This window comes from Cupriavidus taiwanensis LMG 19424 (assembly GCF_000069785.1).
Taxonomy (GTDB): Bacteria; Pseudomonadota; Gammaproteobacteria; order Burkholderiales; family Burkholderiaceae; genus Cupriavidus; species Cupriavidus taiwanensis.
Map to the genome: position 1 here is coordinate 1,236,219 of NC_010528.1, position 24,209 is coordinate 1,260,427.

General features: G+C 68.8%; 21 protein-coding genes and 1 tRNA gene. 14 read left to right on the top strand and 8 right to left on the bottom strand.

Annotation, left to right across the window (positions count from 1 at the left end):
- The first annotated feature begins 112 nt into the window (after positions 1-112).
- The 5 genes from RALTA_RS05755 (at position 113) to RALTA_RS05775 (ending at position 6,991) form a co-directional block, all read left to right on the top strand.
- Positions 113-206 (top strand) — tRNA-Ser (locus RALTA_RS05755).
- A gap of 279 nt (positions 207-485) precedes the next feature.
- On the top strand, positions 486-1,415 hold the full coding sequence (locus tag RALTA_RS05760) for an adenylate/guanylate cyclase domain-containing protein (RefSeq protein WP_012352496.1): 930 nt from the start codon (positions 486-488) through the stop codon (positions 1,413-1,415).
- Between the two features lie 216 nt (positions 1,416-1,631).
- Positions 1,632-5,135 (top strand): pyruvate carboxylase, encoded by a 3,504-nt coding sequence (locus RALTA_RS05765; RefSeq protein ID WP_041232106.1) that lies wholly within the window; start codon positions 1,632-1,634, stop codon positions 5,133-5,135.
- A gap of 271 nt (positions 5,136-5,406) precedes the next feature.
- Positions 5,407-5,982 carry an acyloxyacyl hydrolase gene (locus tag RALTA_RS05770; RefSeq protein WP_012352498.1) on the top strand — a complete coding sequence of 192 codons (576 nt, stop codon included), beginning with the start codon at positions 5,407-5,409 and terminating at the stop codon, positions 5,980-5,982.
- A 133-nt stretch (positions 5,983-6,115) separates the two neighbouring features.
- Positions 6,116-6,991, top strand: a complete 876-nt coding sequence (locus RALTA_RS05775) for a pirin family protein (protein ID WP_012352499.1) — start codon at positions 6,116-6,118, stop codon at positions 6,989-6,991.
- Positions 6,992-7,041: 50 nt separating this feature from the next.
- Here RALTA_RS05775 and RALTA_RS05780 read toward each other — a convergent pair whose 3' ends face one another.
- Complete coding sequence (locus tag RALTA_RS05780; protein WP_012352500.1) at positions 7,042-7,440, bottom strand: Zn-ribbon domain-containing OB-fold protein; 399 nt, start codon at positions 7,438-7,440, stop codon at positions 7,042-7,044.
- 17 nt (positions 7,441-7,457) lie between these two features.
- Complete coding sequence (locus tag RALTA_RS05785) at positions 7,458-8,624, bottom strand: thiolase domain-containing protein (protein WP_012352501.1); 1,167 nt, start codon at positions 8,622-8,624, stop codon at positions 7,458-7,460.
- Positions 8,625-8,868: 244 nt separating this feature from the next.
- On the opposite strand from RALTA_RS05785, the gene RALTA_RS05790 reads away from it, so the two are divergent.
- The 8 genes from RALTA_RS05790 (at position 8,869) to RALTA_RS05825 (ending at position 17,472) form a co-directional block, all read left to right on the top strand.
- Positions 8,869-9,627 carry an IclR family transcriptional regulator gene (locus RALTA_RS05790; RefSeq protein WP_012352502.1) on the top strand — a complete coding sequence of 253 codons (759 nt, stop codon included), beginning with the start codon at positions 8,869-8,871 and terminating at the stop codon, positions 9,625-9,627.
- 195 nt (positions 9,628-9,822) lie between these two features.
- Positions 9,823-11,469: an ABC transporter substrate-binding protein gene (locus RALTA_RS05795; protein WP_012352503.1), complete on the top strand. Its 1,647-nt coding sequence runs from the start codon at positions 9,823-9,825 to the stop codon at positions 11,467-11,469.
- A gap of 39 nt (positions 11,470-11,508) precedes the next feature.
- Entirely contained in the window at positions 11,509-12,480 is a 972-nt protein-coding gene (locus RALTA_RS05800; RefSeq protein WP_012352504.1) for an ABC transporter permease, read from the top strand.
- A gap of 61 nt (positions 12,481-12,541) precedes the next feature.
- On the top strand, positions 12,542-13,489 hold the full coding sequence (locus RALTA_RS05805; RefSeq protein WP_012352505.1) for an ABC transporter permease: 948 nt from the start codon (positions 12,542-12,544) through the stop codon (positions 13,487-13,489).
- Between the two features lie 10 nt (positions 13,490-13,499).
- Entirely contained in the window at positions 13,500-14,462 is a 963-nt protein-coding gene (locus RALTA_RS05810; RefSeq protein ID WP_012352506.1) for an ABC transporter ATP-binding protein, read from the top strand.
- On the top strand, positions 14,459-15,418 hold the full coding sequence (locus RALTA_RS05815; RefSeq protein WP_012352507.1) for an ABC transporter ATP-binding protein: 960 nt from the start codon (positions 14,459-14,461) through the stop codon (positions 15,416-15,418). Before RALTA_RS05810 ends, RALTA_RS05815 begins: the two co-directional genes overlap by 4 nt.
- A 165-nt stretch (positions 15,419-15,583) precedes the next feature.
- Positions 15,584-16,621 carry a porin gene (locus RALTA_RS05820; RefSeq protein WP_012352508.1) on the top strand — a complete coding sequence of 346 codons (1,038 nt, stop codon included), beginning with the start codon at positions 15,584-15,586 and terminating at the stop codon, positions 16,619-16,621.
- Positions 16,622-16,623: 2 nt separating this feature from the next.
- The gene (locus tag RALTA_RS05825) at positions 16,624-17,472 is read left to right on the top strand and encodes an N-formylglutamate amidohydrolase (protein ID WP_012352509.1); all 849 of its coding nucleotides are present in this window, start codon (positions 16,624-16,626) and stop codon (positions 17,470-17,472) included.
- 12 nt (positions 17,473-17,484) lie between these two features.
- Here RALTA_RS05825 and RALTA_RS05830 read toward each other — a convergent pair whose 3' ends face one another.
- Genes RALTA_RS05830 through wrbA form a run of 3 tightly spaced genes read right to left on the bottom strand, consistent with a single transcriptional unit; the run spans position 17,485 to position 19,927 of the window.
- Positions 17,485-18,903 (bottom strand): FAD-binding oxidoreductase, encoded by a 1,419-nt coding sequence (locus tag RALTA_RS05830; protein WP_041232107.1) that lies wholly within the window; start codon positions 18,901-18,903, stop codon positions 17,485-17,487.
- A gap of 17 nt (positions 18,904-18,920) precedes the next feature.
- The gene (locus tag RALTA_RS05835) at positions 18,921-19,328 is read right to left on the bottom strand and encodes a DUF2069 domain-containing protein (protein ID WP_012352511.1); all 408 of its coding nucleotides are present in this window, start codon (positions 19,326-19,328) and stop codon (positions 18,921-18,923) included.
- Entirely contained in the window at positions 19,325-19,927 is a 603-nt protein-coding gene (gene wrbA, locus RALTA_RS05840) for an NAD(P)H:quinone oxidoreductase (protein ID WP_012352512.1), read from the bottom strand. Before wrbA ends, RALTA_RS05835 begins: the two co-directional genes overlap by 4 nt.
- A 205-nt stretch (positions 19,928-20,132) precedes the next feature.
- Between wrbA and RALTA_RS05845 the strand changes: the two genes are divergently transcribed.
- Positions 20,133-21,479 carry a YihY family inner membrane protein gene (locus tag RALTA_RS05845; RefSeq protein ID WP_012352513.1) on the top strand — a complete coding sequence of 449 codons (1,347 nt, stop codon included), beginning with the start codon at positions 20,133-20,135 and terminating at the stop codon, positions 21,477-21,479.
- Between the two features lie 171 nt (positions 21,480-21,650).
- On the opposite strand, the gene RALTA_RS05850 is transcribed toward RALTA_RS05845, so the two are convergent.
- From RALTA_RS05850 to RALTA_RS05860, 3 genes are all read right to left on the bottom strand, one after another.
- Complete coding sequence (locus RALTA_RS05850) at positions 21,651-21,968, bottom strand: Mpo1-like protein (protein ID WP_041232108.1); 318 nt, start codon at positions 21,966-21,968, stop codon at positions 21,651-21,653.
- Positions 21,969-22,066: 98 nt separating this feature from the next.
- Positions 22,067-22,891, bottom strand: a complete 825-nt coding sequence (locus tag RALTA_RS05855; RefSeq protein ID WP_012352515.1) for an alpha/beta fold hydrolase — start codon at positions 22,889-22,891, stop codon at positions 22,067-22,069.
- The gene (locus RALTA_RS05860; protein ID WP_012352516.1) at positions 22,891-24,207 is read right to left on the bottom strand and encodes an O-acetylhomoserine aminocarboxypropyltransferase; all 1,317 of its coding nucleotides are present in this window, start codon (positions 24,205-24,207) and stop codon (positions 22,891-22,893) included. Before RALTA_RS05860 ends, RALTA_RS05855 begins: the two co-directional genes overlap by 1 nt.
- Positions 24,208-24,209 lie beyond the last annotated feature (2 nt).

Below are 24,209 nucleotides of genomic sequence, written 5' to 3' on the forward strand. Positions count from 1 at the left end.
CTGGCGAGGCCGCAAAATTTGTGTTGAGTCATCGATTTTTCATTGACCAACCCCGGCGGCGTCGCTAGAATACGCGCTTCGTTGTGTGGCTCCCTCACACAACGCAAGTTTGGGAGACGTGGCCGAGAGGTCGAAGGCACTCCCCTGCTAAGGGAGCATCCGGGCCAAAACCTGGATCGAGGGTTCGAATCCCTCCGTCTCCGCCAATGACAACCGTCCTTGGCGGCGGAACCCCGGAAGATCGCGGTCTTCCGGGGTTTTGTTTTTTGGGCCCGTGGCAGCGCACGTCGCACGCCTTTCGGCATGCATCTGCCCGCTGGCTCCGCTTCCATCCCGCGCTTGCGCCTGTGCCGGCATCCCTCTTCCCGGCGCGCTCCAGATTCATATTGAGCATCGGCCTTGCCGGTGCCAGAATTCCCTGCATGCGGGGCGGGGCGCCGGCATCTGGCCGGGGTCGCCGCCCGGGGTTGGCGGGACGGATCGGGATGCACATGGACCGGGAACTGCTGCACCAGGCGTCGGAGGGTTCGGTACTGTTCGCGGATGTCAGCGGCAGTACGCGGCTCTATGAAAGGGCGGGCAACGCCGCCGCCCTTGCCGCGGTCGGCCGTTGCCTGGGTGCGATGAAAGCGTGTTCCGAGGCGTCGCAAGGCCGGCTCATCAAGACCATCGGCGACGAGGTCATGGTGCTGTTTCCCTGCGCGGAGCAGGCCTTGCAGGCGGCACTGGATATGCAGCGCGCGGTTGCCGAACTGCCGCCGGTGGCGGGCTTCACCATGTCTTCCCACATCGGCTTCCACCATGGCCCGATCCTGTTCGACGCGTCGGGCGATATCTTTGGCGATGCCGTGAACCTCGCCGCCCGGCTGTCCGGGCTCGCGGCGCGCGGACAGATCATCACCAGCAAGGACGCGGTGGCGGACCTTCCTGCGCCGCTGCGCCAGATGACGCGCTACCTGTACCCCATCCACGTGCGCGGCAGGGCGCAGCCGGTGGAGCTGTACGAAGCGATCTGGCAGCAGGCCACCGACCTGACCCTGATCGCGGGATTCAATGAGCCGCTGTCGAATGCCGCGTTTCTTACCTTGCGCTATCGGGACACCGTGGTCGAGATGAACGCGGTCTCGGCGCCGGTCACCATCGGGCGTGATGCCGGCATGACCATCGTGGTGTCGGACCGCCTCGCGTCCCGCTTCCAGGCCACGGCCGAGCCTCGCGCCGGCCGATACGTGCTGATCGACCGCAGCTCGAACGGCACCCACGTCAGCATGGACGGCGGCGAGCCATTCATTTTGCGCCGTGACGAGGTCACGCTGAGGGGGCACGGCTGGATCGGTTTTGGGCAGTGGGCCGGGCCGACCGCCGAGTGCATCGAATTCGCCCTGCACGTGGACAAGACGGGTGCGGCGCGATAGCCGGATGTGGTGGCGAAATGCCAGGGAGTTTCAGTTTTGAATTCCACGCGGGCCTTTTCGTAATAAAAAGCTCTTGTAAATCAACAGGCGTGCCGGTGGCTCGCTTCTTGCGCCCGGTTGGAGGCGCAGGCGCATGCGGGACTCCGCCTGCCATTCGCCATTCCCAGTCACCCGACCTTCCGGCCACCGCGCCCGGAGGGACATTTTCTTGCCGCCATGGACTATCGCCCGATCCAATCGCTGCTGATTGCCAACCGTTCCGAGATCGCCATCCGCGTGATGCGCGCGGCCGCCGAGATGAACGTGCGCACGGTGGCGATCTATTCGAAGGAAGACCGCCTCGCGCTGCATCGTTTCAAGGCCGACGAGAGCTACCTGGTCGGCGCGGGCAAGAAGCCGCTGGCGGCTTATCTCGACATCGACGACATCCTGCGCATTGCGCGCCAGGCGCGGGTTGACGCGATCCATCCGGGCTATGGCTTCCTGTCGGAGAACCCGGAGTTCGCGCAGGCCGTGATCGATGCCGGCATCCGCTGGGTCGGCCCGTTGCCGGAGGTGATGCGCAAGCTCGGCAACAAGGTGGCGGCGCGCAACGCGGCGATCGCGGCGGGCGTGCCGGTGATGCCGGCTACCGATCCATTGCCGCATGACCTGGAGGCGTGCAAGCGCCTGGCCGCCGCCATCGGCTATCCGCTGATGCTCAAGGCGAGCTGGGGCGGCGGCGGGCGCGGCATGCGCGTGCTGGAGGGCGAGCAGGACCTGGAGGGTGCGCTGGCCGCGGCGCGGCGCGAGGCGCTGGCGGCATTCGGCAATGACGAGGTCTACGTCGAGAAGCTGGTACGCAACGCGCGCCATGTCGAAGTGCAGGTGCTGGGCGACACGCACGGCAACCTGGTGCACCTGTACGAGCGCGACTGCACGGTGCAGCGGCGCAACCAGAAGGTGGTCGAGCGCGCGCCGGCGCCCTACCTGGACGCTGCCGGCCGCGGCGCGCTGTGCGATTCGGCGCTGCGGCTGATGCGCGCGGTCGGCTACACCCATGCCGGCACGGTCGAGTTCCTGATGGATGCCGACTCGGGCCAGTTCTATTTCATCGAGGTCAATCCGCGCATCCAGGTCGAGCATACCGTCACCGAGATGGTCACCGGCATCGATATCGTCAAGGCGCAGATCCGCATCACCGAGGGCGGCCATATCGGCATGACCGAGAACACGCGCGATGCCGACGGCAAGATCGTGGTGCGCGCCGCGGGCGTGCCGGTGCAGCAGGACATCGCCCTGAACGGCCATGCGCTGCAGTGCCGGATCACCACCGAGGACCCGGAGAACGGTTTCTTGCCCGACTATGGCCGCCTGACTGCGTATCGCAGCGCCGCGGGCTTTGGTGTGCGGCTGGACGCGGGTACCGCCTACGGCGGCGCGGTGATCACGCCGTATTACGATTCGCTGCTGGTCAAGGTCACCACCTGGGCGCCGACCGCGCCGGAATCGATGCGGCGCATGGACCGGGCGCTGCGCGAGTTCCGCATCCGCGGCGTCGCGTCCAACCTGCAGTTCCTCGAGAACGTCATCAACCATCCCGCGTTCCGTTCGGGCGACGTGACCACGCGCTTTATCGACAAGACCCCGGAGCTGCTGGCTTTCGCCAAACGCCAGGATCGTGCCACCAAGCTGCTGCGCTACCTGGGCGAAGTCTGCGTCAACGGGCATCCCGAGATGAGCGGCCGCGCGCTGCCGTCGCTGCCGCTGCCCGCGCCGGTGCTGCCGGCGATCGACACCAATGCCGCGCTGCCTTACGGCACGCGCGACCGCCTGCGCGAGCTTGGCGCCGAGAAGTTCTCGCGCTGGATGCTGGAGCAGAAGCAGGTGCTGCTGACCGACACCACCATGCGCGACGCGCACCAGTCGCTGTTCGCCACGCGCATGCGCACCGCCGACATGCTGCCGATCGCGCCGTTCTATGCGCGCGAGCTGTCGCAGCTGTTTTCGCTGGAGTGCTGGGGCGGCGCCACCTTCGACGTGGCGCTGCGCTTCCTGAAGGAAGACCCGTGGCAGCGCCTGGAGCAGTTGCGCGAGCGCGTGCCCAACGTGCTGTTCCAGATGCTGCTGCGCGGCTCCAACGCGGTCGGCTACACCAACTATGCGGACAACGTGGTGCGCTTCTTCGTGCGCCAGGCGGCCAGCGCCGGCGTGGATGTGTTCCGCGTGTTCGATTCGCTCAACTGGGTGCGCAATATGCGCGTGGCGATCGATGCGGTCGGCGAGAGCGGCGCGCTGTGCGAGGGTGCGATCTGCTATACCGGCGACCTGTTCGACCCGAAGCGCTCCAAGTACGACCTGAAGTACTACGTCGGCATCGCGCGCGAGCTGCAGCAGGCCGGCGTGCATGTGCTGGGCATCAAGGACATGGCGGGCATCTGCCGCCCGCAGGCGGCGGCCGCACTGGTCAGGGCGCTCAAGGAAGAGACCGGGCTGCCGGTGCATTTCCACACGCACGACACCAGCGGCATCTCGGCGGCGTCGGCGCTGGCCGCGATCGAGGCCGGCTGCGATGCGGTCGACGGCGCGCTCGATGCAATGAGCGGGCTGACGTCGCAGCCCAACCTGTCGAGCATCGCCGCGGCGCTGGCCGGCAGCGAGCGCGACCCCGGCCTGGACCTGGAACGGCTGCACGAGGCGTCGATGTACTGGGAAGGGGTACGCCGCTACTACGCGCCGTTCGAATCCGAGATCCGCGCCGGCACCGCCGACGTGTACCGCCATGAGATGCCCGGCGGCCAGTACACCAACCTGCGCGAGCAGGCGCGCTCGCTTGGTATCGAGCATCGCTGGACCGAGGTGTCGCGCGCGTACGCCGAGGTCAACCAGATGTTCGGCGACATCGTCAAGGTGACGCCGACCTCCAAGGTGGTCGGGGACCTGGCGCTGATGATGGTGGCCAACGACCTGAGCGCCGCCGACGTGTGCGATCCGGCCAGGGAGATGGCCTTCCCGGAATCGGTGGTGTCGCTGTTCAAGGGCGAGCTCGGCTTCCCGCCCGACGGCTTCCCGGCGGCGCTGTCGCGCAAGGTGCTGCGCGGCGACCCGCCCGCGCCGTACCGCCCCGGCGACCAGATCGCGCCGGTCGACCTCGACGCGGCCCGCGCCGCGGGCGCGGCGGCGTGCGAGCAGCCGCTCGACGACCGCCAGCTGGCCTCGTACCTGATGTATCCCAAGCAGGCCGCCGAGTACCATGCGCATGTGCGCCAGTACAGCGACACCTCGGTGGTGCCGACGCCGGCCTACCTGTATGGCCTGCAGCCGCAGGAAGAGGTGGCCATCGACATCGAGCCCGGCAAGACGCTGCTGGTCTCGCTGCAGGGCACCCACCCCGATGCCGGCGAAGGCAAGATCAAGGTGCAGTTCGAGCTGAACGGGCAATCGCGCACCACGCTGGTCGAACCGCGCAGCACCGCGCAGGCGGCGGCCGCGCGCCAGGGCAGGGCGGTGGCCGAACCGGACAACCCGCTGCATGTCGCCGCGCCGATGCCGGGCTCGATCGTGACGGTGGCGGTGCAGCCGGGCCAGCGCGTCGCCGCGGGCACCACGCTGCTGGCGCTGGAGGCGATGAAGATGGAGACCCATATCGCCGCGGACCGGGACTGCGAGATTGCCGCGGTGCATGTGAAGGCGGGCGATCGGGTGGCGGCGAAGGACCTGCTGGTGGAACTGAAGGACTGAGCCCGGCGGTGTGACACACCGCCGCGCAGCCCGAGCCTTGCGCAAAACCCCGGAAGACCACGGTCTTTCCGGGGTTTTTTGTCTGGATGGCGCTGCAGCGGGCCGGCCAGGCACCGTCTGCGCGGGCGCATGCATATTGTTCCTGCTTTGGAACACTGTGTTTGCCTGACGGAGGCTTCTGCCATCGCGACGCGCTGCTATCGTGTCGAGCCGTGATCAAAACAAAGTGGCGGCGCGACCCGTTGGTGCAGGCGCGGCCCGACATATACGGATGTCAGTGAAGATAAAAAACGCAGCACGGTGGTCGCCGGCCGCGGCTGCGGTCTCTTTCGCAACCTGCCTGCTGGCGCTGCCCGGCGCCGCCGGCGCGGCAGGGTTCTCGCTGCAGGCGGGCTATGGGCGCGACAACCGGCACGGCGTGGAGAAATACGAAGTGTCGGCGCGCTGGGACGAGATCGTGCAGTGGCAGCTGTCGAACCGGCTGGCACTGGCGCTGGACGGCGAGGTCAACGTGGCGAACTGGCGCGCGCTGTCGTCGCGGCCGTCGAGCCAGTTGACGGAATTCGGCGTGTCGCCGATCTTCCGGCTCAGCTATGCGGGTGAGCACGTCACGCCGTTTGTCGAGGCCTCGGTGGGCCTGCGCGTGCTGAGCCACACCGAAATCGCCGGCGGCCATCGCATGGGCTCGGCCTTCCAGTTCTCCGACATGATTGGCGTGGGCGTCGCGTTCGGCAAGGCGCGGCGGCTGACGGTCGGCTATCGCTTCCAGCACCTGTCCAACGCCGGCATCCAGGACCCGAATCCGGGCACCAACTTCAGCATGGGCTACGTGCGCTACCGCTTCTGAAGGGCGGCGGCATCGTTCCAGCCGCAGGACGCTGCATCGCAATCCCGCCGCCTACCGCGCACTGGCCGCGGCACCTATCATCGCTGCATGGATCATTGCCGGCCGCGCCTGGCCGGCACTCTCGGAGATCAACATGAAGCGCATTCTGGGTGTCTACAGCGCACCGCGTCCGCACTGGGTCGGGGATGGTTTCCCGGTGCGCTCGATGTTTTCGTACACCAGCCACGGCAAGCAGCTCAGCCCGTTCCTGCTTTTGGACTACGCCGGCCCGGCCGACTTCACGCCGACCCAGCGTCCGCGCGGTGTGGGCCAGCATCCGCACCGCGGTTTCGAGACCGTGACCATCGTCTACAAGGGCGAGGTCGCGCATCGCGACTCGACCGGGCAGGGCGGCGTCATCGGTCCGGGCGACGTGCAATGGATGACGGCGGGCGCCGGCATCCTGCACGAAGAATTCCATTCGCCCGCGTTCACGCAAAGCGGCGGCGCGCTGGAAATGGTGCAGCTGTGGGTCAACCTGCCGGCGCGCGACAAGATGGCCGCGCCGGGCTACCAGGCGATCGTCGACGGCGATATCCCGGCGGTGCCGATGCCCGACGGCGCCGGCACGGTGCGCGTGATCGCCGGCGAATATGAAGGCAAGCGCGGCCCGGCGCGCACCTTTACGCCGATGCACGTGTGGGACATGCGCCTGAACCAGGGCGCCAGCACGCGCCTGGCGCTGCCCGAGGGCTGGCATACCGCGCTGGTGGTGCTGCGCGGCAAGGTTACGGTCAACGCCGAGGCTACCGTACGCGATGCCGAGATGGTGGTGCTGGACGGAGCCGGCGATGCGGTCGGCATCGAGGCCGGCACCGATGCGGTGGTGCTGCTGCTCAGCGGAGAGCCGATCGACGAGCCCATCGTCGGCCACGGCCCGTTCGTGATGAACAGCGAGGCGGAGATCGCCCAGGCGTTCCGCGACTTCAGCAGCGGCCGCTTCGGCAGCATGGCGGCGGGCCGGCAGTAGGCCGCCGCTCGCAGTCAGCCGGCGCAACGCTGGCTGACTGCCGCGCCCCCTCAGGCGAGCGTGAAGGTCGGCACCGGCGCGCCGCCGTCGCTGGGCGAAAATTTGACCTGCACCTTCTGGCCGATCCGCACCGTATCGAGATCGCAATCGACGATATGGGTCATCATGGTCACGCCTTCGTCCAGCTTCACGTAGGCGATGCAGAACGGATTGGGGCCGGCGCGGCGCGTCACGCTGTAGGTGTAGATGGTGCCGCGGCCGCTGGCCGGCTTCCACGACGTGGTGCCCATGCAGAACGGACACAGCACGCGCGGGTACCAGTGGGGCTTGCCGCAGTCGTCGCAGACCTTGACCAGCAGCTGGCCTTCGCGCGCGGCCTGCCAGAACGGCAGGTTGTCGGGCTGTTCGTCGGGCGCCTTGTAGACGGCTGGGATATGTGGGGTGGTCATGTCAGTGCTCCCGCGCTTTATTCACGTTCCAGGATCAGGGTGGCGCTGCCGTGGCGCGAGCCCAGGTAGCCGCCGGTGCCCTGGGCCAGCGCGAGGTCGCAATGGGCGACCTGCACCGCGGGGTGGGCCTCGCCGCGCAACTGGCGCACGGCCTCGATGACCTTGGTGATGCCGCCGCGGTTGGCCGGGTGGTTGTTGCACAGGCCGCCGCCATCGGTATTGAACGGCAGCTTGCCGACGCCCGAGATCAGGTTGCCGTCGGCGACGAACCTGCCGCCTTCGCCCTTCTTGCAGAAGCCCAGGTCTTCCAGCTGCATCAGCACGGTGATGGTGAAGCTGTCGTAGATCGACGCGTACTTGATGTCGGCCGGGGTCACGCCGGCTTCGGCAAACGCCGTGGCGCCAGAGAACCGAGCGCCCGACCAGGTCAGGTCGACTTCGCCGCCGAGCTGGCCCTTGATGTATTCGCCGGCGCCGCGGATCTTCACCTTGGGCCGCCGCAGCGTCGCGGCGATCTCCGGGCGTGCCACCACCAGCGCGCCGCCGCCGTCCGAGACCACGCAGCAATCCAGCTTGTGCAGCGGATCCGAGATCATCGGCGAGTTCAGCACGTCTTCGACCGTGACCACGTCGCGCAGCATGGCGTGGGGGTTGTGCTGCGCGTGATGCGACGCGGCCACCTTGACCCAGGCGAGCTGCTCGGCGGTGGTGCCGTACTCGTGCATATGGCGCATCGCCGCCATCGCGTACAGGTTGACCGTGACCGGGCTGAACGGGCTTTCGAAAGGCAGGTCGGGCAGGTTGGCGCCCCAGTTGCGCGCCTGCGTGCCGGTGGAGCCTTCGGAGCGCGGCCGGCCCGCCAGCGTGATCAGCGCGACGTTGCACTTGCCGGCGGCGATCGCCTGCGCCGCGTGCGAGACATGGACCAGGTACGCGGAACCGCCGGTATCGGTCGAATCGACATGGCGCACCTTCAGGCCGAGGTAGTCCACCATGTTGACCGCGCCCAGCCCGGGCGCGTCGCCGGCGCAGAAATAGCCGTCGACATCGGCCAGCGTCAGGCCGGCGTCCTGCAGCGCGCCCTTGGCGCTTTCGGCGTGCAGCTGTGCCACGGTCTTGTCGGGTGCCTTGCGGGTCGGGTGCTCGTAGGCCCCGACGATATAGGCCTTGCCGTTGATGCTCATCTGTTCTCCTTCGGTGCGTCAGGGGGTGCCAGCGCGGGGGCGGGGCGGGCGCGATGCCGGCACGGCGATCCCGAGAGTATTGCGTAGCTTGGCCGCTGCGCTGTATTCGGAAGTGCCGAAGGCTGTATTCGGGGCGGGCGCGGGCGCTGCCATCTAAGCCGGGCGCGCAGCACTTGCGGCGCGAACGATTGCGGCGACCGCTACAATCTGCGCTGGACACTACTGAATCTGAGCAAAAGGATCGATGACCTACATCGTTGAAGCGGTGGATGAGGCCCTGGGCCTGCTGATGCTGGTAGCCGAGCACCCATCGCTGGGCGTGACCGAACTGGCACGGCGCGCCGGGCTGACCAAGGCGCGCGCGTTCCGCCTGCTGACCACGCTGGAGCACCGCGGCCTGATCGCGCGCGAATCGCCGGCGGCGGTCTACAAGCTCAGCTACAACGCGCTGCTGGTGGGCAATGCCGCGCGCGAACAGTTCGACCTGGTCAAGCTGGTGGGCCCGCGGCTGGCGGCGATCGGCGCGGCCTGCGGCGAGAACGTGATCGTGCGCGTGCGTGACGGGCTGGAGTCGGTCTGCGTGGCTCGGCACGAGTCGGCCCAGTCGGTGCGCGTGCATACCGAGATCGGCAACCGGCGGCCGCTGCATGTGGGGGCCTCCGGCAAGCTGCTGCTGGCCTTCGCCGCACCCGAGGTGGTGGATGCGGTGCTGGCGCAGCAGCTGGAACGCTTCACCACCAAGACCATCATCGAGCCGCAGGCGCTGCGCGAGGAACTGGCGGCGATCCGTGCCGCCGGCTATGCGGTGTCGGTGGGCGAGCGCGATGCCGACGCGGTGTCTGCCGCCGCGCCGCTGCGCGACCACAGCGGCGCGGCGGTGGCGTCGCTGAGCATCGCCAGCCCGGCCAGCCGCACCACGCGGCAGGCGCTGGACACCCATGTGGCGATGGTGGTGGCGGAGGCCGCCAACTTGTCGCGGGCACTCGGCTACGCGGGCGGCTGAGCCGGTACAAGTCGACACGAGCGCGGCACGTCCCGCGCAGTTCCCGTCCCAAACGGCGCTTCGGCGCCTTTTTTTTGGCCTGGTGTGGGCGCCTCGGGGGTAAACCCTGCTTAACGACATGGGCCTCGATGTCTTATTCTTCGATACACGGTATCACTGAATGAAACAATGTTTCGGGAAACGAACCACCCCACCATGTCCAACCCTGCCGTCAACCTGGCGTCGCGCCTTGCCGCATCTGTCGCGGCAAGCCTTGTTGCCGCGGCGCTGCTCGCCGGCGTGAACGTCGCGAACGCCGCAGGCGCCGCCGACCTGCGCATCGGCTACAAGGCCGAGATCAGCGCCGCCGATCCCCATGTGCTCGACGCCGCCGGGCGCAACCTGTGGGGCCATGTCTACGAAACCCTGGTCGGCCTGGACAACGCGCTGCGCCCGGTGCCGCTGCTGGCCACCGGCTGGCAGCAGCTGGACGACCGCACCTGGGAATTCCAGCTGCGTCCCGGCGTGCGCTTCAGCAATGGCGAGCCGTTTACCGCCGAGGATGCGCGCTATTCGATCGAGCGCGCGATGAAACTGCCGGGCGCGCGCACCTTCCGCACCTACCTGAAGTCGGTGGCGGCGGTCGAGGTCACCGGGCCGCTGACGTTGCGCGTGCGCACGCGTTCACCCAACCCGGTGCTGCCGCAGAACGTGGGCATGGTGGCGATGCTGCCGCGCTCGCTGGGGGCGGGGGTGCGCGAGGCCGATTTCGCGCATGGCAGCGCCGCGATCGGCACCGGCCCGTACCGGCTGGTGGCGTGGGAGCATGGCCAGCAGCTGACGCTGTCGCGCAATCCCGACTACTGGGGCGGGCCGCAGCCGTGGCAGCGGGTGGTGTTCCAGTTCATCCCCAAGGAGCCGGCGCGGGCCTCGGCGCTGCTGTCCGGGCTGGTGGACGTGATCGACGCGTCGTCGGCCAGCATTGCCGAAGCCTTTGCGCGCACCAACGGCCGCATCCGCGTGGTTGCCGCCACCTCGTACATGCTGAACTACCTGCAGCTGGACCAGGCCCGCGCGGTCTCGCCCTATGTGCAGGACCACGCCGGCCAGCCGCTGGCGGCCAACCCGTTGCGCGACGTGCGCGTGCGGCAGGCGATCAGCCTGGCGATCGACCGCGACCTGATCGCGGCGCGCGTGACCAAGGGCGATTCGGTGCCGGCCGGTCAGATGGTGCCACGGGGCTTCTTCGGCTTTGCCCCGGCGGTGCCGGCGCCGCGCGCCGACGTGGAGCGGGCGCGCTGGCTGCTGGCGCAGGCCGGCTATCCCCAGGGCTTCCGCCTGACGCTGCATTGCCCCAACGACCGCTACCTGAACGATGCCAAGACCTGTGAAGCGGTCGGGCAGATGCTGACGCGGGCCGGCATCCGCACCGAGGTGCGCACGCTGCCGTATTCGGTCTATATCACCCGCGCCACCTCGGGCGGCGCCGGCGGCAAGCCGGAGTTCAGCGCCTTCCTGCTCGGCATCGGCGCGGTCAGCGGCGATTCGCTGGAGCCGCTGGTGGCGGTGGCGCATGCGCAGGACAAGGCCGCCGGCCTGGGCGCCAACAACCGCAGCGGCTATGCCAACGCGGCCGTTGACGACCTGATCGGGCAGGCCATGCGCACCATGGCGCCGGCCCCGCGAGAGCTGGCGCAGCAGGGCGCGGCGGAACGGCTGGCGGCCGACGCCGGCATCATCCCGCTGCATCACCTGCGCGCGGCCTGGGCCTATCGCGACGGTCTTGTCGTGCAGCCGCGCAGCGACGGCTTCACCTATGCCGGCAACATCCGCCCGGCGCCGACGGCGCTGCCGCAACGTTGATCACGCCACTACGTATCCGCATCCCACCGGCTTCCTACCATGCTTGAAACCCTACTCAAACGGCTGCTGCAGAGCATCGCGGTGCTCTGGATCATGTCGGTGCTGACCTTCTGCGCGGTCAACCTGATCGGCGACCCGGTGCACCTGCTGGTCAGCCCCACCGCGACCGAGCAGGAGATCACCGAGGCGCGCCATGCGCTCGGCCTGGACCTGCCCGTGCCGCAGCAATACCTGCGCTTTCTCGAGGGCGCGCTGCACGGCGACCTGGGCGACTCCTTCGTCTACAACCGGCCCGCGATCGAGCTGATCGTCAGCCGCGTGCCGGCCACGCTGGAACTGGCGGTGACGGCGCTGCTGCTGTCGCTGGGCATCGGCATCCCGATGGGCGTCTACGCCGGCCTGAAGCCGCACAGCCGGCTGGCGCGGATGCTGATGGCGGCCTCGCTCGGCGGCGTGATCATGCCGACGTTCTGGATCGGCATGATCGGCATCCTGGTGTTCTCGGTGAACCTGGGCTGGCTGCCGTCGGGCGGGCGCGGGCCGGTCAGCACGGTGCTGGGCGTGCCGCTGTCGGTGACCAGCTGGGAGGGCATCCGCTTCCTGCTGCTGCCGGCGCTGACCCTGTCGCTGTTCAAGATCTCGCTGGTGGCGCGGCTGACCGAGGCCGGCACGCGCGAGGTGGCAGGGCAGGAGTACATCAAGTTCGCGCGCGCCAAGGGCGTGGGCGGCGCTCGGCTGGTGCTGCGCCACGTCGTGCCCAATGTGCTGATCCCGATCGTGACCGTGGTCGGGCTGGAGTTCGGCCACCTGATCGCCTTCTCGGTGGTGACCGAGTCGGTGTTCTCCTGGCCCGGCATGGGCAAGCTGATCATCGATTCCGTGCTGGCGCTGGACCGCCCGGTGGTGGTGGCGTACCTGCTGGTCACGCTGCTGCTGTTCGTGGTGCTGAACCTGGTGGTCGACCTGCTGTACGTGGTGCTCGATCCGCGCCTGCGGCACAAGGCGGCCTAGTCCCCCGCCGCCTGCATTCCCCGCTATCGAAGACTGAATACCGAAGACCGAGACTGAACCGATGTCCCTGCCTCTATCCGAAAACGATGAAGCCGTTCCCGCGCTCCACGCGCTCGCGCCGGCGCCAGCCGCCGCGCCGCCGGCAAGACCTTCACTGCTGCGGCGCTTCTGCGCCAACCGTGTCTCCGCCGCCGCGCTGGCATTGCTGCTGGCGCTGCTGCTGGTGGCCGTGCTGGCCCATGCGATCAGCCCGCAGAACCCCTATGACCTCGCCACGGTGTCGGTGATCGATTCCGAGCTGCCGCCGGGCAGCACGGGCTATGAAGGCCAGGCGCACTACTGGCTCGGCACTGACGGCGCCGGACGCGACCTGCTCAGCGCGATCTTCTACGGCATCCGCATCAGCGTGGGCGTGGGCGTGATCAGCGCGGTGGTGGCGCTGATGGTGGGCAGCGCGGTGGGGCTGTCCGCGGCCTACTTCGGCGGCGTGGCCGATGCCGCCATCATGCGCGTGGTCGACCTGCAGCTGAGCCTGCCGGCGGTGCTGGTGGCGCTGATCCTGCTGGCGGTGCTGGGGCAGGGCGTGGACAAGACCCTGCTGGCGCTGGTGATCGTGCAGTGGGCTTACTTTGCCCGCACCGTGCGCGGCGCCGCGCAGGTGGAGCGGCGCAAGGAGTATGTCGAGGCCGCGCTCGGTCAGGGGCTGCCGGCGATGCGCGTGATGTTCCGCCATATCCTGCCCAACTGCATGGCGCCGCTGGTGGTGACCGGCACGCTGCAGATCGCGCATGCGATCACGCTCGAGGCCACCATGAGCTTCCTCGGCATCGGCCTGCCGCGCACGCAGCCGTCGCTGGGCATGCTGATCGCCAACGGCTTCGAATACATGCTGTCGAACAAGTACTGGATCAGCGTGTTCCCGGGCGTGGCCCTGGTGCTGCTGATCGGCTCGATCAATCTGGTGGGCGACCGCCTGCGCCGCGTGCTCAACCCGCGGCTGGAAGCGTAAGGAGCCCGGCATGGCACTACTGGAAGTTTCCGGCCTGAGCACCAGCTTTGCGTTCGCGCACGGGGCGGTGAAGGCGGTCGACGGCGTGTCGTTCACGCTGGAGCCGGGCGAGATCCTGGGCATCGTGGGCGAGTCCGGCTCGGGCAAGTCGGTCACGGCGTTCTCGCTGATGAACCTGCTGGACCCGCCCGGGCGCGTCACCGGCGGTTCGGTGCGCTTCAAGGGACAGGAGCTGCTGGCGTGCTCGCCGCGCCAGTGGCAGGCGCTGCGCGGCGACCGTATCGCGATGGTGTTCCAGGACCCGATGATGTCGCTGAACCCCGTGATGCGCGTGGGCGACCAGCTCGCCGAGACGGTGCTGGTGCATTACCGCCGCACCCGCGCGCAGGCCCATGCGCAGGCGGTCGATGCGCTGGCGCGGGTCGGCATCCCGGCGCCGCGGGAGCGCATGCGCGCCTATCCGCACGAGCTGTCCGGCGGCATGCGCCAGCGCGTGGCGATCGCCAACGCGCTGATCAACCGGCCCGACCTGATCATCGCCGACGAGCCCACCACCGCGCTAGACGTCACCATCCAGGCGCAGATCCTCTACGAGATGAAGCAACTGGTGCGCGAGACCGGCGCCGCCGCGATCTGGATCAGCCATGACCTTGCCGTGGTCAAGGACCTGGTCGACCGCGTCTGCGTCATGTACGCGGGCCGGGTGGTGGAGCAGGGGCCCGTCGCCGAACTGATCAGCCGGCCGCTGCATCCGTACACGCGCGGCCTGCTCGATTCGCTGCCGACGCCCGCGATGCGCGGCGCCACCCTGCGCGCGATTCCGGGCGCAGCGCCGGCACTGGCGGCGCTGCCGCCGGGCTGCGCCTTTGCGCCACGGTGCCCGCGCGCGCGTCCCGCGTGCGCCCAGATCCCTGTCGAAACCACTGTGCGCGGCCGCACGCTGCGCTGCTTTTATCCCCTGGAGGCGGCATGACGGTCATGCTCGAAGCGCACAACCTGCAGAAACGCTTTCTGCTCAAGCCCGGCCTGCTCGCGCGCATGGCCGGCAAGCCGGCGCAGGCGGTGCATGCGGTCAACGATGTCTCGCTGCAGGTGCGCCAGGGCGAGGTGCTGGGCGTGGTGGGCGAGTCCGGCTGCGGCAAGTCCACGCTGGGCCGCATGCTGGCCGGCCTGCTGCCGCAGACAGGTGGCGATATCGCGTGGGAGGGCAAGCGTGCCGACATCGCTTCGGCCGCCTATCACCGCGCGGTGCAGATGGTGTTCCAGAACCCCTATGCGTCGCTGAACCCGCGCCTGCGCATCGGCCAGGCCATCACCGAAGGCGCGGTCTACCACGGCCTGATCCAGCGCTCGCGCGCCGCCGCGGCCGCCGGCGAGCTGCTGCAGCAGGTGGGGCTAGATCGCGGCTATGCCGGGCGCTATCCGCACGAGTTCTCCGGCGGCCAGCGCCAGCGCGTGGCAATCGCGCGCGCGCTGGCGCTGCGACCGCGCCTGCTGATCTGCGACGAGGCGGTGTCCGCGCTCGATGTCTCGGTGCAGGCGCAGATCATCAACCTGTTCATGCAGCTGCGGCGCGAGCACGCGCTGACCTATGTCTTCATCAGCCACAACCTGGCGGTGGTGGAGCATATGTCGGACCGCGTGGTGATCATGTACCTGGGCCGCATCGTCGAAAGCGGCCCCGCGCGCGAGGTGTTCGCCGCGCCCAACCATCCCTATACCCGCGCGTTGCTGGCCGACGCGCCGCGCCTGGGCGCCAGTCCTCCCGCGCACCAGCCCATTCGCGGCGAACTGCCCAGCCCGCTCGCGCCGCCCAGCGGCTGTGCCTTCCATCCGCGCTGCCCGCACGCGAGCGCGCGCTGCACGGCGCAGGTGCCGCTGCTGCGCGATATCGGCGGACGGCTGTCCGCCTGCCATCTGAATGACTAGATAGCCGCCGGCCGGCGCGGCCTGCTCACCTCCCGATCGAACGGTGCCATCCCGCCTGCGCGGGATGGGCGGGAGCGTGCGCGCTGCGCAGGCAGGCCACGCGGCAGTTGGACCACAGAGGGGGGACTTTTTTTGCATGACAGACCACGACAGGGGAGCAGCAGCATGAACGGTATCCACACCCGGCGCGCACTCGGACGCGCCTGCCTCGGCGGCGCGCTGGCGCTGGCATCGGCCGCGGCCGACGCCACGGTGACGCTGTACGGCCGCATCGACACCGACATCGAATACCAGAAGGGGCCCGACGGCGGGGCGACGCAGATGACGGACAACGCTTCGCGCTGGGGCCTGCGCGGCAGCGAGGAGCTGGGCGGCGGCCTGCGTGCGGCATTCGGCCTGGAGCAGGGCTTCGGCGCTGACAACGGCGTGGCTACCACCCCGCAGTTCCGCAACGCCTTCGTCGGCCTGCAGGGCGGCTTCGGCGCGATCGCGCTGGGGCGGCTGGATTCGGCGACAATCGTGGGTTCGCCGATCTATTCGCAAGTGACGCAGAACATCGACTTCGCCATCCACGATGCGGGCGCCACCGCGATCGGCACCAGGGTGCTGAATGCGCGCAACCGCGTGTCGAATGCGCTGGGGTATATGACGCCGAGCTTCGGCGGCTTCTCGCTGCGGGCGCGCATGAACCTGGGGGGGCCGGACCCGGCGACGCCCAACACCCGTTCGCCGGTGCAGGCAGAGGACGATTTCCGCCAGTTCGACCTGGGACTGAACTACTCCGCCGGCAAGTTCGCCGCGGGCCTGGGCTATTCGCGCGATGCCAAGAGCGGCGGCCTGGTGGCCAATGATTTCCGCGACAAGGTGCAGGCGGTGGCTTCGTACGATTTCACCGTGATCAACCTCTACGGCATCGTCGGGCGCGACCGCTACGCCGGCACCGCGACCACGCGCACCGACGTGCCGTACTGGCTGGTCGGCTTCTCGGTGCCGTACGGCGCCCATAAAGTTACCGTCAACTACATGCAGCGCGCGGTGCAGCGCGACCCGCAAGGCCGGCTCAGCAAGGTGCAGGCCAGCTATGGCTACAGCCTGAGCAAGCGCACCATGCCCTACGTCTTCTTTGACCGCGAGGATCCCAACTCGCACAAGTCCGGCGACACCGTGACCACGGTGGGCGTCGGCATCCAGCACAAATTCTGACCATGACGCTTCCGTATTCGCTGACTGAACCGGCCGGGGCGGCGCTGCCGCTGGTGGTGGACTCCCCGCACAGCGGCCTGCTGCACGCCGAGACCCTGCCGCTGGCGGCGCCGCCCGAAGCGCTGCTGTCGGGCTGGGACGCCTATGTCGACCAGCTCTTCGCGCATGCGCCGGGCGTGGGCGGGACCTTGCTGTGCGCGGACTTCCCGCGCTGGCTGGTCGACGTCAACCGCGCCCGCGACGATATCGATCCCGAGCTGATCGACGGCGCCATGCCTTATGCAGTGCACCCCAGCGACAAGTCCGGCCGCGGCATGGGCGTGCTGCGCCGGCTGGCGCTGCCGGGCGTGCCGGTCTATGCCGCGACGCTGTCGCCGCATATGGCGGAATACCTGCTCAAGACCTACTACGACCCGTACCACGCCGCGTTATCCGGCCTGCTGGCGCAGCACCATGCGCGCTGCGGCGCGGTGTGGCATCTCGACTGCCATTCGATGAAGTCGCGCGGCAATGCGATGAACATCGACAACGGCGCCCCGCGGCCGGATTTCGTCGTCAGCAACGGCGACGGCGCGACTTGCTCGGCGGCATTCATCGAACTTGTGGCGGAGTGCCTGGGCGGCTTCGGCTACAAGGTGGCCATCAACTGGCCATACAAGGGTGCGCAACTGATCCGGGCCTATGCCGATCCGGCGCAGCGGCGCCACAGCCTGCAGATCGAGATCAACCGGGCGCTGTACATGGACGAGGCCACGCTGGCGCAGCATGCGGGCTTTGCCGCGCTGCGCGGCCATCTCGACGAGCTGCTCGAGCACGTCGCGGCCTATATCCAGACCGAGCTGCGCCGCTGAGCGCGGGCGCGCTTACACCACCTTGCCCGGATTCATCAGCCCGAGCGGATCCAGCGCGCCCTTGATCGCCCGCATCATGGCGAGCTCGACCTCGCTCTTGTAGTGCCGGTTTTCCTCGCGCTTGAGCTGGCCCAGGCCATGCTCGGCCGAGATCGATCCGTTGTGCGAGCGCACGCTGTCATGCACGATGCGGTTGACCTGGTCCTGGTGCGCCAGGAACGCATCGTGGTCGGTGCCCTCCGGCGGCGCTACGTTGTAGTGCAGGTTGCCGTCGCCGAGATGGCCGAAGGTGACCATGCGCGCGCCGGGAAACGCATTCTGCAGCAGCGCGTCGGTGCACTCGATAAAGTCCGCGACGCGCGAGACCGGCACGGCAATATCGTGCTTGATGTTCTTGCCGTCTTCCACCTGCGCCAGCGGAATGTGCTCACGCAGGTTCCAGAAGTCGTGCGACTGCTGCACCGACTCGGCCACCACGGCGTCGGCGACCACGCCGGCGTCGAAGGCGGCCGACATCATCGCCTCGAAGATGCCGCGCGCATGGGCTTCGCTTTCGCTGTCGGATAGTTCCAGCAGCACCAGTTGCGGATGCATCTGCGCGAACGGATAGCGCAGCTGCGGGAAGTGCCGCGTCACCAGCGTCATGCTGAGCGCCGACATCAGCTCGAAGCCGGTCAGCATGGCGCCGGCGTGCGACTGCGCGATGGCGAGCAGCGCCAGCGCGGCGCGCGGGCTCTGCACCGCCGCCAGCGCCGTGACCGACGCGCGCGGCAGCGGGAACAGTTTCATCACCGCAGCGGTGATGATGCCCAGCGTGCCTTCCGCGCCGATAAAGAGGTCGCGCAGGTCATAGCCGGTGTTGTCCTTGCGCAGCCCGCGCAGCCCGTGCCAGGTTTCGCCCGCGGGCGTCACCACTTCGAGCCCCAGGCACAGCTCGCGCGTGTTGCCATAGCGCAGCACCGCGGTGCCGCCGGCATTGGTCGAGAGGTTGCCGCCGATGGTGCAGCTGCCCTCGGCCGCCAGGCTCAGCGGAAACAGCCGGCCGTGCTCGCGCGCTACCTCCTGCAACTGCTGCAGCACCACGCCGGCCTCGACCGTGATGGTGTTGTTGAGCGGATCGACCTGCCGGATGCGGTTCAGCCGCTGCAGCGAAATCACCACCTGCGGCGTGTCCGCCACCGGCGTGGCGCCGCCGCACAGGCCGGTGTTGCCGCCCTGCGGCACCATGGCGATCCGGTGCGCGTGGCAGGCATGGACCACCTCGGCGACCTCGGCGGCGGTGCCCGGGCGCAGCACCGCCAGCGCCTCGCCGCGATAGCGCTTGCGCCAGTCGGTCAGGTAGGGCGCCTGGTCGGCCGTATCGGTCAGCACGTGCTGCGGGCCCAGCGCGGCGCGGCACAGTGCGAGGAAAGAGTCTTGAGGCGAGGTCATGGCAATGGCGGACGGATTCAGGACTTCGGCGCGGCGGCCTTGGCGGCGGCGCGGGCGCGGCGCTTGTACGGACGCAGGTAGAGGATGGTGCTGGTGAAGAACACCAGCGTCAGTGCCACCTCCACCCACGCCAGCGTGGACGAGGGCGCGCGGTCGCTGGTGGCGCGCACGATGCCTTCGGTGAAAAACAGCAGGATCAGCATCGACGACCACTGCATGGTGTAGCGGTTGCGCGAGAGTACGCCGCGCAGCGGCAGCAGCAGCGGCAGGAACTTCAGGATCAGCCATGAGCCGCCCGGCCGCAGCGGCGCCAGCAACCATTCCCAGGCAATGCAAAGCACCAGCAGCGCCAGCAGGCTGCCCACGCTGAGCCGGTACAGCCACGGGCTGTGCAGGGCCTGGTCGTTGTCCGCGGCGGGCGTCATGCCTGCGCTCCGGCCAGGCGCAGCGCGGTTTGCGCCAGCCGGCGGCCCATGGCCAGGGCCAGGGCCGATTCCTCTTCGGTAACGGGACCGCGGTTGTCGCCGTGGGCATGGTGGCTGGGGCCGTAGGGCGTACCGCCGGAGGCAGTCGTCATCAGTCCCTTCTCGGAATACGGCAGGCCCAGGATCAGCATGCCGTGGTGCAGCAGCGGCAGCATCATCGACAGCAGCGTGGTCTCCTGCCCGCCGTGCAGGCTGCCGGTGGCGGTGAACACGCAGGCAGGCTTGCCGGCGAGCGCGCCCGACAGCCACTGGGCCACGGTGCCATCGAGAAAATACTTCACCGGCGCGGCCATGTTGCCGAAGCGGGTGGGGCTGCCCAGCGCCAGCCCGGCGCATTCCTCCAGGTCGCGCAGCTCGGCATAGGGCGGGCCGTCGGCGGGGATGTCCGGCGCGGTGGCCTCGCACACGGTGGAAACCGGCGGCACCGTGCGCAGGCGGGCCTGCGCGCCGGCGACGCTGTCGATGCCGGTGGCGATCAGTTCGGCGAGCTTGCGGGTGCTGCCGTGGCGGCTGTAGTACAGGACGAGGATCTCGGTCATGGCGCGGGACGGCCGGCGGTGAATGGCAGTGAAGGGTGGTGAAAGGGGATGCGGGTGGGCGCCGGCAACAATGCGCGTATTATAGATGCGCCCCCCGCGCCATCTCCCGATGGCCTCGCGCTGCACGCGTGACGGGGCCGCCTATCGAATCGACCGACGATCGGACCCACGGTCCGAACAGCCAGATCCAGGAGGATGCTTGCGCATGATTGGAGCCCGCGTCGCCCGCCTGCGCCGGGAATGGAACCTGCAAAAGGTGCGTGCCCTGGCGCGCTACGCGCTGCGCCGCGCCGCCGAAGACCGGCTGCCGCAGGTTTCGGCCAGCCTGACCTTCACCACCGTGCTGGCGGTGGTGCCGGTGCTGACCGTGGCCTTCGCGCTGCTCGCCGCGTTCCCGGTGTTCCGCGACTTCCGCAACGCCATCGAGGCATTCCTGTTCCAGAACCTGATTCCCGGCAACGTCAGCGAATCGATCCAGCGCTATCTCGGCATGTTCGCCAAGAGCGCGCGCGGGCTGACCGCGATGGGTTTGGCCGGGCTGATGGTGACCTCGGTGCTGACCATGCTGACCGTCGAAGACGCGCTCAACGCGATCTGGCGCGTCAAGCAGCGCCGCCCGCTGGCGCAGCGGGTGCTGGTGTTCTGGGCGGTGCTGACCTTCGGTCCGGTGCTGATCGGCGCCAGCCTGTCGATCAGCTCCTACCTGATCTCGATCTCGGCCGGCTATGTCGGCACCATGCCGATGGGGCTGGGGCTGCTGGTGGGCGCGGCGCCGGTGCTGCTGTCGGCGCTGGCCTTTGCCTTCCTGTACACGGCGGTGCCCAACGCCTATGTCGAGTGGCGCGACGCCATCGTGGCCGGGCTGGTCGCGGCGGTGGCGTTCGAGTTCGCCAAGCGCGGCTTCGGCTATTTCATTACCGAGATCCCGGCCTACACCGCGGTCTACGGCACCTTCGCCGCGTTGCCGCTGTTTCTGCTGTGGATCTACCTGAGCTGGCTGGTGACGCTGCTGGGCGCGACCATCGCCGCCAACCTGCCGGTGATCCGTCAGGGCTACTGGCGCCGCCGCAGCTTTGCCGGCAGCGAGTTCTTCGACGCATTGGGCGTGCTGCTGCTGCTCTACCGCGCCCGCGATGAAGTGCCGCGCAGCGTCGGCGAACTGGACCTGAGCCGCAAGCTGCGGGTCGAGGCCGACTACCTCTCCAGCCTGCTGGACAAGCTAAAGGCCATGCACCTGGTCGGCCGCCTGCAGCAGGAGCGCGGCCAGGCCCACTGGGCGCTGCTGTGCGACCCGTCGCAGGTCACGCTGCGCACGCTGCATGACCGCCTGGTGCTGAACCTGCCGCGGCTGCCGCGCACGGCACTGGCGCAGCATCTGCGCGGCGCCGAAGCGCTCAAGTCGATCCTGGACAATCCGCAGCTGGACCAGACGCTGGAGGCGGTGTTCCGGCAGCAGCCGGTGGATTTGCCGCCGACGGCGGGCGATGGCGAGGGTCAGCGCCCGCGGCGTGCGCTGGAGGTGGTGCCGCCGGGGTGGCATGGGCAGGTTTGAATTATTGGTTAGGCGTCGACGTTGGCGTTGTTGGGTGGGCGCTGTTTGTGACATGCTGTCGGCTGTTGAAATGCGTTGTTCCGCCCAGCAGGGGCGGAACAACGCGGTTCAAGCGCCGACAGCATGTCACCAACAGCGACCACCCCAAACAAGCGCCAAGCCCCGCTCCCTTCAAAACGGAATCCTCCCCCGCCAGATATCGGCATACATCACCCAATCCCCCATCAGGCTATACACGGGATGCCGGAACGTAGCCGGCCGATTCTTCTCGAAGCCGAAGTGCCCGACCCAGGCGAACGCATAGCCAGCCACCACCGCGGCGAGCAGCCACCAGAAGTTGCCGGTCACGACCAGCGCCACCAGGCATAGCAGCGCCACCGTCGAGCCGGCGAAATGCAGCCGCCGGCAGGTACGGTTCTGGTGCTCGCTCAGGTAGTAGGGAAAGAAGGCCGCGAAATTCTCGAACTCGCGCAGGCGGGCGTGGGCCATGGCTGTCTCCGGCAAGTCTTGTTTGCTGCAGTGTAGACCTTCGGCGCCGGGATGTAATGCGGACGGCCGCCGGCGTGGCGAGCCGTCCGGGGCCTGCGTCAGCCCGCTGCCACGACCTTGCGCGCGAACGCCGCCAGCGCATCCAGCACCTCATCCGGGCGCTCGCCCATCAGCGCATGGCCGCACGGCACCGTCACCACGCTCGCATTGCGCATCTTGCCGGCCAGCGCCTGCGCTGCCTTGGGCGAGGTCATCATGTCCTTGCTGCCGGTGATGAACAGTGCCGGGCAGGCCGCCGTCGCGGCGGCTTCCTCGCCGTGAGCATAGGCATTGCACGCCGAGAAGTCGTTGTGGAACACATGCGCCTGCGGGTTGTTGCGCGACACGCGCTCCATCAGCCGCTGGCTGCCGCCGTGCATCCACGCGCCGGGGCCCGGCGACGACGGCTTGTTGGCGAGGCTGGAATGCGACCACGCATTGACCATGGCGATGGCGTCGCCCTCGCGGTTGAGCGAGGCGTCCAGCAGCGCGTCCGAGACCTTCATCGGATACGCGGTGGCCAGCAGGCCGATGCCGCGCACCATCTGCGGATGCCGGGCCGCGCATTCCAGCGCGATCAGCGAGCCCATGCTGTGCCCGAACACGAAGGCCGGCGCCGTAACGCCGGCGGCGGCCACCAGCGCCATGACCCAGTCCGCCATGGCCTCGACCGTGGCCAGCGGCGCGCCCTGGCTGCGGTTGTGGCCGGGCAGGTCCACCGCCAGCACCGAGAAGCCATGGTTGGCGAACCAGCGCGTCTGCAGCGCCCAGACGCTGTGGTCGTTCTGCGCGCCGTGGACGAAGACGGCGCAGGGCAGGGCAGGGTCGAAGGGTTTGCCGCCGGTATAGGCGTAGGCCGGCTGGCCGGCAAGGTTCAGTTCCATCAGGCTTGCCCTCCCTTGTTGCCCGCGCCCATGGCCTTCTCGGCCGCCTTCATGCCGCGCTTGAGATCGTCGATCAGGTCATCGGCATCCTCCAGGCCGACCGACAGCCGGATCGTGCCTTCGGTGATGCCCGCCGATTGCAGCGCGGCCGCGTCCATGCGGAAGTGCGTGGTCGACGCCGGATGGATCACCAGCGAGCGCGCGTCGCCGACATTGGCCAGGTGCGAGAACAGCGACAGGCTTTCGATAAAGCGCTGGCCGGCAGCGCGGTTGCCCTTCAGGTTGAAGCTGAACACCGCGCCGCAGCCGCGCGGCAGCAGGCGCTTGGCCAGCTCGTAGTCGGGGTGCGATTCCAGTTCCGGGTAGGACACCGACTCCACCATCGGATGCGATACCAGGAACTGCACCACCTTGCGGGTGTTGTCGACATGGCGGCTCATGCGCAGCGGCAGCGTCTCCACGCCCTGCAGCAGCTGCCACGCCGCCATCGGGTTCATGCAGGCGCCGAAATCGCGCAGCCCTTCGCGGCGCGCCCGCAGCAGGAACGGCGCCACCGTGCTTTCCTCGGTGAACACCATGTTGTGGAAACCCTCGTAGGGCTCGGACAGCTCAGGGAAGCGTCCCGAGGCTTCGAAGTCGAAGGTGCCGCCCTCGACCAGCACGCCGCCGATGGTGGTGCCGTGGCCGCCCAGGAACTTCGTCGCGGAGTGGTAGAGCAGGCCGGCGCCATGGTCGAACGGGCGCAGCAGGTAGGGCGTGGTGAAGGTGGAGTCCACCAGCAGCGGGATGCCGTGGTCCTGGCCCAGCTGCGCCAGGGTCGGGATGTCGAGCACGTCCAGCCCGGGGTTGCCCAGCGTCTCGCCGAACAGCAGCCGGGTATCGGGCCGGATGGCGGCGCGCCAGGCGTCGATGTCGCGCGCCTTGACGAAGGTGGTCTCGATGCCGAAGCGGCGCAGCGTGTAGTGCAGCAGGTTGTGCGAGCCGCCGTACAGCGCCGACGACGCCACGATGTGCGAGCCCGCGCCCATCAGCGTGGCCACCGCCAGGTGCAGCGCGGCCTGGCCCGAGGCCGTGGCGATGGCGCCGGCGCCGTTCTCGAGCGCGGCGATGCGCTCCTCGAGCACGGCCACGGTGGGATTGGAAATGCGCGAGTAGACGTGCCCCGCGCGTTCCATGTTGAACAGCGACGCGGCGTGCTCGCTGTCGCGGAACACAAAGGACGTGGTCAGGTGGATGGGGGTGGCGCGGGCCCCGGTGGCGGGGTCGGGCGCGGCGCCGGCGTGCAGCGCCAGCGTGTCGAAGCGGGTTCCGGACATGG